The following is a 10,655-nucleotide window of genomic DNA, read 5'->3' as shown; positions in this document are numbered from 1 at the left end:
CGTCGCCGGTTCACCCGAAGGCTACGTCCGCATCGCACCTAGCTCAAGCATTCCGGTCACCGTTGAGCATGTTGCGCAACGACGCCCCGAAACCCCTGCTAGCGTTGGGCACTATGGGACCCCTCGATCGCGTCGATCTCGACCTGCTGGAAGCTCTCGCCGATGACCACCGCGCGACCGTCGTCGCGCTGGCGGAGCGACTGGGATTGTCGCGCAACACTGTCCAGGCGCGGCTCGGCCGCCTGGAGCGCGCCGATGTGTTCGGGTCGTTCGAGCGCGCGATGTCGCCGGCCGCGCTGGGCTTTCCCATTCAGGCCGTCCTGAGCGTGACCGTCCACCAGGCGCACCTGCCGCGCATCACGACGGCGATCGCCGCGATCCCTGAGGTGATCTCGGCGCACGGGCTCAGCGGTCAGATCGATCTGCTCGTGCGGGTCGCGGCACGCGACACGCAGCATCTGTTCGATGTGGACGCCCGCATCCTCGCGATCGAGGGCGTCGAGCGCACCGAGACCTCTCTCGTCATGGGCGAGGTCATCGGGTACCGGATCCGGCCTCTCCTGCAGTTGGCCCGGGGAGCGTCGGCACGGGCAGAATCGGGTCGGCGGGAACGCTGACGGCATCCGCTTCGGCGGCGTCCATCCGCACGAGGATCACGCCGCCCAGAAGCAGCGCGCCGCCGACGAACTGGATCGCCGCGGGCGTCTCGCCCAGCAGCAGCCAGGCGAATCCCAGCGCGAACAGCACTTCGCTGAGCCCGATGAACGACGCCAGCCGCGAGCCGACGCGGGGCACCGCCATGACGCCCAGCGCGTAGCCCAGCGTCGTCGCGACGCCGCCGACCCACAGCAGGGCCAGGATGCCGGGGATCTCGACGCCCCGGAAGACCACCGTCACCGGGGGCGCGTCGAACGGCAGCACGCCCGTGACGGCGAGGACGCCCATGAACGCCGCGCCGACCAGCAGCCCGCCCGCGGCGAGGGCGAGCGGCGGCAGGTCGTCGCCGGTGCGCTCGCTCATGACGAAGTACACGCAGACGCAGATCGCCGCCCCGAGAGCGAGCAGGGTGCCGAGCAGGTCGAAGCGCGCGCCGGCGATGTCGACCACGAGCACGAGACCGGTGATCGCGACGATCGATCCGATGATCACGAGGCGGGACGGCGTGCGGCGCGTGCGCAGCCACACGAAGCCCACGAGCATGACCGGAGCGAGGTACTGGATCAGCAGCGCGACGGCCACCGGCATCCGCTGCATCGCCGAGAAGAAGAGCAGCTGACACCCCGCGACCGGGATGAGGCCGAAGGCGAGGAGCGCGAGCCCGTGGCGCCGCAGGAAGGACCGCTCCCGGCGCAGGGCGCGGACGAGCGCGGGCGAGAGGATGAGCCCCGCAAGCCCCATCCGCACGATGAGCGCCGCCGACAGCGACCAGCCCGCCTCGAGCAGAGGCTTGACGAGCGGACCGCTCGAGGAGAACGCCAATGCCGAGGCGACAGCCATGACGATCCCGGCGGTGCGCCGGCGGGGTGACGCCGCAGCGGGCACGGCGGGGACGATGATGTGCCGAGGAGCGGTGTGGGTCACCGGCGTTCCCTTGAGTTCAGATGCGGCCCTGTCAGGAGTGACTGGTGTTTACACTGGTGACAGTAGCGCCCCCGACGGTCAGGAGTCAATGTGGTTTTCATTCGTGACACGGAAATGTCGCTGCGTGCGGGCGCCGCCCTGGTGAACACGCTGCGCAACGTGTCGTTCGACGAGACCGACACGCTCGTCTCGACCGATGACCTCGACCTCTATCTGGCGGAGTACCCGTTCACCGGTCGCATCCGTCGCGACGAGGTGGAACTGCGCGAACTGCGCGCGGCGCGCGCGCGGCTGCGGGAGCTGTGGAGCGTCAGCCGCGTCGACGCGGTGCCGATCGTCAACGCCCTGCTGCGCGACGGCCGTGCGCTCCCCCAGCTCGTCATCCACGACGGCTACGACTGGCACATCCACGCGACCGACGACTCCGATCCGCTGGCGACGCGCATCCTCGTGGAGGTGGCGATGGCGTTCGCCGAGGTCATCCGCGCCGACCAGTGGGACCGCGTGCGCGTGTGCTCCGCCGACGACTGCGACGCCGTCTACGTCGACTTCTCCAAGAACGGCTCGAAGCGCTACTGCGACACCGGCAACTGCGGCAACCGGATGAATGTCAACGCGTATCGGCGGCGCCGGGCGCGACAAACCGCCTGATCGCCTCGGCCGCCTCCCGCGGCGTCTCGTAGTGGATGAGATGCCCGACGCCCGCGATCTCCACGAGCTCGGCCCGCGGGAACAGCGTCTGCAGGTGCCGCTCCGCCTCGATCGGCGTGATGTCGTCCTTCTCCGCCGCGATGAGCAGCGTCGGCTGCGAGATGCGCGGCGCGAAGGCGCGCACGTCGTTCGAGACGGAGGCGACGAAGCCCTGATGCAGGACGTCCCGGTCGCCGAACCGAGAGAAGTACGTGTCGTGCTGATCGTGCACGAAGGCCCGCAGCTGCCGGTCGCGGGTCTTCACCATCGACACGCTCATCACCCGGACGATCAGCCGATTTCGCAGGAGGGCGTCACCCAGGCGCTTGGGCAGCTTCGCCCCCGCCCAGTAGTAGAAGACGGCGAGGCGGGTGAGGATGCCGCGGGGTCCCTCCAGCGCGGGCGCCCCGATCGGATTGACGAAGATGACGCGGGGGGTCTTCAGCCCGCCGGCGACCGCCGCCGCGACGACGATCGAGCCGAACGAGTGACCGAGGATGTCGGCGCCGGGTGCCACGGCCGCGGCGAACGCCGTGAGCCACTCAGCGTAGGCCTGCAGCGTGTGCTCGCGGCCCGGCAGCGGCGGTGTCTCGCCGAAACCGGGGAGATCCGGCGAGACGATCCGGATGCCGGGCAGGAACGCCACGACCGGCTCGAGCCCGTGGTGGTCCCCGCGGTAGCCGTGCACCATGAGGAGCGTGGTCTCGGCATCCGCCGGCCCATACACCCAGTACGCCGTCGTGCCGCCCGCCACCTCGACCTCGTGGCGGCTGACCGGGACGGTCGCGAGCGCGTCGGCATACGGGGAGGTCACGGGCATCCCTCCACTCTACGGACCCGCCAGGGCGACCCCCGCGCGTGATCCCGGCCGGACGCGCACGGCGGGCGTGGCGCTGCCGGCCGATGTCGGGGGCAGGACATACCGTCGAAGGCATGGACAGGTGGCAGGCGCTCCCCCTGTGGGATGACCCGGTGCAGGATGCGGTGCCGAGCGCGGCGCCGGTGTCGGCGGATGCCGCGCCCATCGCCCCCGCCGCGCCGGACCGGCGCTGGTGCGACACCGTCGGCGTGTTCGACCTCGAGACGACGGGCGTCGAGGTCACGGCCGACCGCGTCGTGACAGCCCACGTCGGCGTGCTGGGGCCGGGCGGCGAGCCGCTGTCGGCGCGGTCCTGGCTCGCCGATCCGGGCATCGAGATCCCCGAGGGTGCGACCGCCGTCCACGGCATCACGACGGCTCACGCACGAGCGCACGGACGCCCGGCCGTCGACATCGTCTCCGAGGTCGTCGCGGCCCTCCGGGAGCTGTTCGCCGCCGGCATCCCCGTCGTCGCCTACAACGCGCCGTACGACTTCTCGCTCCTCAAGTACGAGGCCCTGCGGCACGGCATCGAGCCGATCATCGACCCGGCGCCGGTCATCGATCCGCTCGTGCTCGACAAGGCCCACGACCGCTACCGCAAGGGCAAGCGCACCCTCGAGGTCGTCGCCGCGCACTACGCCGTCACGCTCACGGGCGCCCACGACGCGGCAGCCGACGCGATCGCAGCCGGCCGGGTCGCCCAGGCGCTCGCCGAGCGGTACGGCCTCGACGCCCCGGCGCACGAGCTGCACACGCAGCAGATCGGCTGGGCACGGGCTCAGGCCGAGAGCCTCACGGAGTACTTCATCCGCATCGGTCGGCTCGACCCGTCCGACGCCCTCGACGGCAGCTGGCCGATCCGCTGACGCACGTTTCGACTCGTCGCGCTCGCTCACAGGCCGGCCGCTGCGCGGAACGACGACCCTTCGACAGGCTCAGGGACCGGCTTTCGCCGTTCCGCTGCGCGGAACGACGAAAGCCCCGCCGGAGCGGGGCTTTCGAGACGGAGCGACGGCTTACTTGGTGCCGAAGTTCTTGAAGCGCTGGTTGAACTTCTCGACGCGACCGGCCGAGTCCATGATGCGCTGCTTGCCCGTGTAGAACGGGTGCGACGCGGAGGAGATCTCGACGTCGATGACGGGGTAGGTCTCGCCGTCGAGCTCGATCGTCTTGTCGCTCGTGACCGTGGAACGGGTCAGGAACGTCTCGCCGGAGCCGAGGTCGCGGAACACAACCGCCTGGTACTCGGGGTGGATGTCAGTCTTCATGGTGGGTCCTGTCCAGAGATGTCCTGGATTTTGCCAGGACGCGGAAAGTCAGCGGCGCGAATGCACCAAGGGTCGATTCTATCACCCGGTGGCGCGCGCAGCGAACCGGCCGTCCTCGGCGGTGAGCGTGATCGGCATGCCGAAGGTCGCCGACAGATTCTCGGCGGTGAGCGTCTGCGCGATCGGTCCCGCCGCGACCACGGCGCCCTCGCGCAGCAGCAGCACGTCGGTGAACCCGACCGGGATCTCCTCGACGTGGTGGGTGACCATGATCATCGCGGGCGTCGTCGGCGCCTGCGCGTACCCGCCGAGCAACGCCAGGAGCTCTTCACGCGCCCCCAGGTCGAGGCTCGCCGTGGGCTCGTCGAGCAGCAGCAGCTCGGGGTCGGTCATGACGGCGCGCGCGATCTGCACGCGCTTCTGCTCGCCGTCGGACAGCGTGCCGAACGTGCGCTCGGCGAGGTGCTCCAGCTTCCACTCCCCCAGCACGCGGCGCGCGCGCTTCTCGTCGATCGCCTCGTAGGACTCGTTCCACCGGCCGAGCACGGCGAACGCCGCGGTCAGCACGACGTCGAGCACGGTCTCCTCCGGCGGGATGCGGCGGGCCATCGCCGACGACGCGAAGCCGATCCGGGGGCGCAGCTCGAACACGTCGGTGCGACCGAGACGCTCGTCGAGGATCGTGACGACGCCGGAGGTGGGATGCAGGAGCGTCGCCGCCAGCTGCAGGATCGTCGTCTTGCCCGCGCCGTTGGGCCCGAGGATCACCCAGCGCTGATCGTCGGCGACGCTCCAGTCGATGTGGTCGACGATGTTGCGGGCGTTACGGCGGACGACGACGTCGGCGAATTCGAGGACCTGCGGCATGCCTCCAGCCTATCGGCCGGTCGTGGCCACCTCGCGGTAGAGCGCGGCCGTGGCGTCGGCGATCGCCTGCCAGCTGAACTCCGTCGCCGCACGCTGCCGCCCCGCCTCGCCGTACGCCCGTGCGCGCTCCGGGTCGGACACCACCTCGGTGAGCGCTGCGGCGAGGTCCGCCACGAAGCGCTCCGGGTCGATGGGCGTGCCGGTGCCGTCCTGCACCTGCTCGATGGGCACCAATCGACCCGTCACGCCGTCGAGGACCACCTCGGGGATGCCGCCGGTCGCCGTCCCGACGACGGCAGCGCCGCACGCCATCGCCTCGAGGTTCACGATGCCGAGCGGCTCGTAGACGCTCGGGCAGACGAACGTGGTGGCGGAGGTGAGGATCGCGCACAGCTGGTCGCGCTGCAGGAACTCGTCGATCCAGACGACGCCGTCGCGGCGGGTCTGCAGGTCTCGGACGAGCCCTTCGACCTCGGCCATGATCTGCGGGGTGTCCGGGGCGCCCGCGCACAGCACGACCTGGACCTCCGGCGGCAGCTGCGCCGCCGCCCGCAAGAAGTACGGCAGCCCCTTCTGCCGGGTGATGCGCCCGACGAAGACGACCGACGGCTTGTCCGGGTCGATGCCGTAGCGCTCGAGCAGCGCGTGATCGGTGCGCGGCCGCCACGACTCGACGTCGATGCCGTTGTAGATGACGCGCACCTTGTCGGGGTCGAGCGCCGGGTAGCTGCGCAGGATGTCGCGGCGCATGCCCTCGCTGACGGCGACGACGGCGGCGGCCCCCTCGTAGGCCGTCCGCTCGATATAGCTCGAGACGGCGTAGCCGCCGCCGAGCTGCTCCGCCTTCCAGGGCCGCAGCGGTTCCAGTGAGTGCGCCGTGACCACGTGCGGGATGCCGTGCAGCAACGAGGCGAGGTGCCCCGCGAAGTTGGCGTACCAGGTGTGGGAGTGGACGACGTCGGCGCCCGCGACATCCCCGACGATCTCGAGATCGGTGCCGAGGGTCTGCACGGCCGGGTTCGCGCTCGCGAGCTCGGCCGGGACGCCGTACGACGACGTGCCGGCCTCGTCGCGGTCCGCGCCGAACGCGCGCACGCGCACGTCGATGCTCCGCCGGAGCGCCGCGACGAGCTCGGTCACGTGGACCCCCGCCCCCCCGTAGATCTCCGGCGGGTACTCCTTGGTGACGATGTCGACGCGCATGTCTCGAACGCTAGTACAAGCGCGCGCGGGGGGCCTAGGGTGGTGCCATGCCTGCAGCGCCGAAGGTCTTCGGAATCATCCTCGCCGGCGGCGAGGGTAAGCGACTCATGCCCCTGACGGAGGATCGCGCCAAACCCGCCGTGCCGTTCGGCGGCCAGTACCGCCTGATCGATTTCGCGATCTCGAACCTCATCAACTCCGGCCTGCGTCAGATCGTCGTGCTGACCCAGTACAAGTCGCACAGCCTCGACCGTCACATCTCGCAGACGTGGCGCATGTCGGCGCTGCTCAACTCCTACGTCGCCTCCGTGCCCGCCCAGCAGCGTCTCGGCAAGCGCTGGTTCTCCGGCTCGGCCGACGCGATCCTGCAGTCACTGAACCTCATCTACGACGAGAAGCCCGACATCGTCGTCGTGATCGGCGCCGACCACGTGTACCGGATGGACTTCGAGCAGATGCTCGACGCCCACATCGCCTCGGGCGCGAAGGCGACCGTCGCCGGCATCCGTCAGCCGATCTCGCTGGCGAACCAGTTCGGCGTCATCGACCTGGATCTGACCGACAACGTCACGATCCGCGACTTCCTGGAAAAGCCCCAGAACCCCACCGGGCTCTCTGATGCGCCGCACGAGGTGCTCGCGTCGATGGGCAACTACATCTTCGACGCCGACGCCCTCATCGCCGCCGTCGAGGCCGACGGCGAGCTGCCGGGCTCGAACCACGACATGGGCGGCGACATCGTCCCGTACTTCGTGAACCGCGGCGAAGCGGCCGTCTACGACTTCAAGCGCAACGACGTGCCCGGGTCCGCCGACCGCGACCGCGACTACTGGCGCGACGTGGGGACGATCGACTCGTTCTTCGACGCCCACATGGATCTCATCTCGACGCTGCCGATCTTCAACCTGTACAACATGGACTGGCCGATCCACTCGCAGGCGATCAACTCGCCGCCGGCGAAGTTCGTCCGCGACGGGGTGGGACGCATGGGCAACGCGATCGACTCGATCGTCTCGCTGGGCTCGGTGCTGTCGGGGACGCACCTCGAGCGCTCGGTCGTCGGGCCGTGGACGCTGTCGGCGGGCGGTTCGACGATCACCGATTCGGTGCTCTTCGACCACGTCGACGTCGGCGCGGGAGCGCGGGTGCACCGCGCCATCCTCGACAAGAACGTCGTACTCGAGCCGGGCGCCACCGTCGGCGTCGACCGAGCGCTGGACCTCGCGCGCGGCTTCACCGTCACCGACAGCGGGATCACCGTCGTCGGCAAGAACGCCCGCATCGCGCGCTGAGGACGCCCCGCGCGCCCACTAGGTTGGACGGGTGCCTGACGCCCGCTTCCTCGTCGTCTTCGACGCCGACTCCACCCTGCTGCGCAACGAGGTCATCGAGCTGATCGCCGACGAGGCGGGCCGTGGCCCCGAGGTCGCGGCGGCCACCGAGGCCGCCATGCGCGGCGAGGTGGACTTCGCCACCAGCCTGCGCTCACGCGTGCGCGCGCTGGAGGGGGTCCCGGTCGCCGCCTTTCAGCGGGTGCGCGCCCGGGTGGAGCCGACGCCCGGGGCCGCAGAGCTGATCGCCGCGATCCACGACCGCGGCGGCGTGGCCGCCGTCGTGTCGGGTGGCTTCCACGAGGTGCTCGACGTCGTCGCCCCGCCGCTCGGCGTGGACATCTGGCGGGCGAACCGGCTCGCGGTGGCATCGGAGGTGCTGTCGGGCGAGGTGGAGGGCGACATCGTGGATGCCGCGGGCAAAGCCGCCGCGCTCCTGGAGTGGGCCGAGGCGTACAGCGTGCCGCTGCGGCGGACGATCGCGATCGGTGACGGCGCGAACGACCTTCAGATGATGGCCGTCGCCGGCCTCGGGCTCGCTTTCAACGCGAAGCCCGCGGTGCGCGCTCAGGCCGACCTGGTGGTGGGGCCCGTGGACCTCCGCGAGGTCATCCCGCTTCTCCCCTGAGCGCCGGTTCTCCGCGCGTCGGCGGCTCCGCTCGGCACCCCGGTTCCGCATGTCGGCGGTGGGTCGTACCCTCGGCGTCATGGACACCACGACCGACGTTCTCCTCATTCCCGGCTTCTGGCTCGACGCAGCGTCATGGGACGACGTCATGCCGACCCTCCGCGCGGCGGGGCTCGCACCCCGCGCCCTCACCATGCCCGGCGTCGGCACCGAGGCCGCGGCGGCCGCCGAGATCGGTCTCGCCGACTGGATCGCCGCCGTGGTGGCCGAGATCGACCGTGCGCCGGGACCGGTGGTCGTCGTCGGGCATTCGGGCGGCGGCAACGTGGCGTGGGGCGCCGTCGACGCGCGGCCCGATCGGGTGTCCCGGATGGTCTTCGTCGACACCGTGCCTCCCCCGCCCGGGGCGAACGTCGGGGAGTTCGAGACGGACCAGCCGATCATCCCCTTCCCCGGGTGGGACTTCTTCGATGACGAGGACGTCGCCGACCTCGACCCGCAGACGCGGGAGCGAACGGCGCCGCGCGCACTCAGCATCCCGACCCGCGTGACGACCGATGCGATCGCGCTGACCGACGATCGTCGCTACGCCGTGCCCGTCACCGTGCTCTCCGGCCACCGCGACGATGCGGAGTTCCGCCGTTTCCTCGCGCAGTGGGGCCCCTTCGCCGACGAGTTCACCGCGATCGCCGACACCGAGGTGGTGCGCCTGGACACGGGCCACTGGCCCCAGTTCTCGCAGCCGGAGCGGCTGGGCGAGGCTCTTGTGGCGGCGATCCAGCGCGCCGGCTGAACCCGTTGCCCGACCTCGGGCGGCGACTCCGGCCGGGTCAGTGCCCCATGCCGAGCCCACCGTCGACCGGGATGACGGCACCGGAGATGTAGGCGGCGTCGTCCGACGCCAGCCACGCCACGACCCCGGCGACCTCGTCGGCCGTCGCGAAGCGCCCGGCGGGGATGTTCCGCTTGTACTCCGCCTGGGTCTCCTCGGGCAGCTCCGCGGTCATGTCGGTCTCGATGAAGCCGGGGGCGACGACGTTCGCGGTGATGCCGCGTCCGCCGAGCTCACGGGTGAGCGAGCGGGCGAAGCCGACGAGCGCCGCCTTCGACGACGAGTAGTTGATCTGGCCGGCCGAGCCGTACAGGCCGACGACGCTGGAGATGAGGATCACGCGCCCCCACTTGGCCCGCAGCATCCCCTTCGACGCCCGCTTGACGACGCGGAAGGTGCCGCCGAGGTTCGTCGCGACCACGGAGTCGAAATCGTCCTCCGTCATACGCAGCAGCAGGGTGTCCTTCGTGATGCCGGCGTTGGCGACGACGACCTCCACCGGGCCGAGCTCGCGCTCGACCTCGCTGAAGGCGGCGTCCAGGGACGCCGCGTCGGTGACATCCGCACGGACGGTGAGCGTCCCGGCGGGCCCCTCTCCGGAACGCGCGGTGACGGCGGTGCGATAGCCCGCGGCGACGAAGCGCTCCGCGATGGCGCGGCCGATGCCGCGGTTTCCGCCGGTGACGAGGACGACGCGATCGGTGGTCATGGTGCTCCTGGATGGGCGGGCGTGGGTCGGCCCCAGCCTATCCCGGGGCTCCGGATGCGTCGGGCTTCGTCGAGAACCCGGGCGCCCCGATAGGCTGGCGGCGCGAGACAGGAGCCGACGATGACCGACCCCCACATCCCCGCCGCACCGGACGCCGTCCCCGGCGGGTCGGATGCCGCCGCCACGCCGCCGCTGACGCCCCCGACCCCCGGCGCGGCACCCTCGGCGCCGGCCGTGCCGCCCGCTCCCCCGTACGCCGCGCCGGCCTACCAGCCGCCGACGTACCAGGCTCCCGCCTACCCGCCGCCCGCCTATCCCGGCGCCGCGCCGCAGCCGGGATACGCCCCTCCGGCCGGCTACGCGGCCCCGCCGGCGCCCGGCTACGGTGCGCCGTACGGCTACGCCCCGGCACGCAAGACGAACACGCTCGCCATCGTGTCGATGATCGCGGCGATCGTCGGCTTCATCTGGGTGCTGCCCTTCGTCGGGTCGCTCGCCGGCGCGATCATGGGCCACCTCTCGCTCGGGCAGATCAAGCGCACCGGCGAAGGCGGTCGCGGCATGGCGCTGACCGGCGTCATCCTGGGCTGGATCGGCGTCGCCATCGCCGTCCTCATCGGCATCTTCTTCATCATCGCGATCTTCTACGGAGCCGCGAACGGCGCCCGCTACGGCAGCGCCTGA

At 71.1% G+C, this 10,655-nt stretch carries 13 protein-coding genes; 7 read left to right on the top strand and 6 right to left on the bottom strand.

The annotated features are described in order from the left end of the window. The first annotated feature begins 113 nt into the window (after nt 1-113). Nucleotides 114-617, top strand: coding sequence for an Lrp/AsnC family transcriptional regulator (locus ACPYN4_RS03630; RefSeq protein WP_239282236.1), 504 nt, complete (start codon nt 114-116; stop codon nt 615-617). On the opposite strand, the gene ACPYN4_RS03625 is transcribed toward ACPYN4_RS03630, so the two are convergent. Next, the gene (locus ACPYN4_RS03625) at nt 535-1,581 is read right to left on the bottom strand and encodes a DMT family transporter (protein ID WP_424445636.1); all 1,047 of its coding nucleotides are present in this window, start codon (nt 1,579-1,581) and stop codon (nt 535-537) included. The genes ACPYN4_RS03630 and ACPYN4_RS03625 overlap by 83 nt on opposite strands. A 90-nt stretch (nt 1,582-1,671) precedes the next feature. Here ACPYN4_RS03625 and ACPYN4_RS03620 point away from each other — a divergent pair, with 90 nt between their 5' ends. After that, nucleotides 1,672-2,232 (top strand): CGNR zinc finger domain-containing protein, encoded by a 561-nt coding sequence (locus tag ACPYN4_RS03620; RefSeq protein WP_239282238.1) that lies wholly within the window; start codon nt 1,672-1,674, stop codon nt 2,230-2,232. Here ACPYN4_RS03620 and ACPYN4_RS03615 read toward each other — a convergent pair. Continuing rightward, nucleotides 2,192-3,091: an alpha/beta fold hydrolase gene (locus tag ACPYN4_RS03615; protein ID WP_424445635.1), complete on the bottom strand. Its 900-nt coding sequence runs from the start codon at nt 3,089-3,091 to the stop codon at nt 2,192-2,194. The genes ACPYN4_RS03620 and ACPYN4_RS03615 overlap by 41 nt on opposite strands. Nucleotides 3,092-3,204: 113 nt before the next feature. On the opposite strand from ACPYN4_RS03615, the gene ACPYN4_RS03610 reads away from it, so the two are divergent. Continuing rightward, the gene (locus ACPYN4_RS03610) at nt 3,205-3,999 is read left to right on the top strand and encodes an exonuclease domain-containing protein (protein WP_424445634.1); all 795 of its coding nucleotides are present in this window, start codon (nt 3,205-3,207) and stop codon (nt 3,997-3,999) included. A 150-nt stretch (nt 4,000-4,149) separates the two neighbouring features. Here the strand turns inward: ACPYN4_RS03610 and ACPYN4_RS03605 are convergent, their stop codons facing one another. From ACPYN4_RS03605 to glgA, 3 genes are all read right to left on the bottom strand, one after another. After that, entirely contained in the window at nt 4,150-4,401 is a 252-nt protein-coding gene (locus ACPYN4_RS03605) for a type B 50S ribosomal protein L31 (protein WP_281653539.1), read from the bottom strand. An 81-nt stretch (nt 4,402-4,482) separates the two neighbouring features. After that, on the bottom strand, nt 4,483-5,268 hold the full coding sequence (locus ACPYN4_RS03600; RefSeq protein WP_424445633.1) for an ABC transporter ATP-binding protein: 786 nt from the start codon (nt 5,266-5,268) through the stop codon (nt 4,483-4,485). Between the two features lie 9 nt (nt 5,269-5,277). Further along, on the bottom strand, nt 5,278-6,471 hold the full coding sequence (gene glgA, locus ACPYN4_RS03595; protein ID WP_424445632.1) for a glycogen synthase: 1,194 nt from the start codon (nt 6,469-6,471) through the stop codon (nt 5,278-5,280). Nucleotides 6,472-6,518: 47 nt separating this feature from the next. On the opposite strand from glgA, the gene glgC reads away from it, so the two are divergent. The 3 genes from glgC (at nt 6,519) to ACPYN4_RS03580 (ending at nt 9,223) form a co-directional block, all read left to right on the top strand. Continuing rightward, the gene (gene glgC / locus ACPYN4_RS03590; protein WP_287271509.1) at nt 6,519-7,763 is read left to right on the top strand and encodes a glucose-1-phosphate adenylyltransferase; all 1,245 of its coding nucleotides are present in this window, start codon (nt 6,519-6,521) and stop codon (nt 7,761-7,763) included. A gap of 31 nt (nt 7,764-7,794) precedes the next feature. Further along, nucleotides 7,795-8,430 (top strand): phosphoserine phosphatase SerB, encoded by a 636-nt coding sequence (gene serB / locus ACPYN4_RS03585; protein ID WP_281653536.1) that lies wholly within the window; start codon nt 7,795-7,797, stop codon nt 8,428-8,430. Between the two features lie 79 nt (nt 8,431-8,509). Next, nucleotides 8,510-9,223 carry an alpha/beta fold hydrolase gene (locus ACPYN4_RS03580; RefSeq protein ID WP_281653535.1) on the top strand — a complete coding sequence of 238 codons (714 nt, stop codon included), beginning with the start codon at nt 8,510-8,512 and terminating at the stop codon, nt 9,221-9,223. Nucleotides 9,224-9,260: 37 nt separating this feature from the next. Here ACPYN4_RS03580 and fabG read toward each other — a convergent pair whose 3' ends face one another. Continuing rightward, complete coding sequence (gene fabG, locus ACPYN4_RS03575; RefSeq protein WP_076690954.1) at nt 9,261-9,971, bottom strand: 3-oxoacyl-ACP reductase FabG; 711 nt, start codon at nt 9,969-9,971, stop codon at nt 9,261-9,263. Nucleotides 9,972-10,091: 120 nt separating this feature from the next. Between fabG and ACPYN4_RS03570 the strand changes: the two genes are divergently transcribed. Further along, on the top strand, nt 10,092-10,655 hold the full coding sequence (locus tag ACPYN4_RS03570; protein WP_281653534.1) for a DUF4190 domain-containing protein: 564 nt from the start codon (nt 10,092-10,094) through the stop codon (nt 10,653-10,655).

Source organism: Microbacterium sp. CH-015 (genome assembly GCF_049707015.1).
GTDB classification, from domain to species: domain Bacteria; phylum Actinomycetota; class Actinomycetes; order Actinomycetales; family Microbacteriaceae; genus Microbacterium; species Microbacterium aurum.
This window is presented reverse-complemented; position numbering and strand designations above follow the sequence as displayed.

Excerpts from the sequence above, each read along its gene's own strand:
- ACPYN4_RS03630 (WP_239282236.1), top strand. The coding sequence starts at position 114 with ATGGGACCCCTCGATCGCGTCGATCTCGACCTGCTGGAAGCTCTCGCC.
- ACPYN4_RS03615 (WP_424445635.1), bottom strand. The coding sequence starts at position 3,091 with ATGCCCGTGACCTCCCCGTATGCCGACGCGCTCGCGACCGTCCCGGTC.
- ACPYN4_RS03610 (WP_424445634.1), top strand. The coding sequence starts at position 3,205 with ATGGACAGGTGGCAGGCGCTCCCCCTGTGGGATGACCCGGTGCAGGAT.
- ACPYN4_RS03605 (WP_281653539.1), bottom strand. The coding sequence starts at position 4,401 with ATGAAGACTGACATCCACCCCGAGTACCAGGCGGTTGTGTTCCGCGAC.
- ACPYN4_RS03600 (WP_424445633.1), bottom strand. The coding sequence starts at position 5,268 with ATGCCGCAGGTCCTCGAATTCGCCGACGTCGTCGTCCGCCGTAACGCC.
- glgA (WP_424445632.1), bottom strand. The coding sequence starts at position 6,471 with ATGCGCGTCGACATCGTCACCAAGGAGTACCCGCCGGAGATCTACGGG.
- glgC (WP_287271509.1), top strand. The coding sequence starts at position 6,519 with ATGCCTGCAGCGCCGAAGGTCTTCGGAATCATCCTCGCCGGCGGCGAG.
- ACPYN4_RS03580 (WP_281653535.1), top strand. The coding sequence starts at position 8,510 with ATGGACACCACGACCGACGTTCTCCTCATTCCCGGCTTCTGGCTCGAC.
- fabG (WP_076690954.1), bottom strand. The coding sequence starts at position 9,971 with ATGACCACCGATCGCGTCGTCCTCGTCACCGGCGGAAACCGCGGCATC.
- ACPYN4_RS03570 (WP_281653534.1), top strand. The coding sequence starts at position 10,092 with ATGACCGACCCCCACATCCCCGCCGCACCGGACGCCGTCCCCGGCGGG.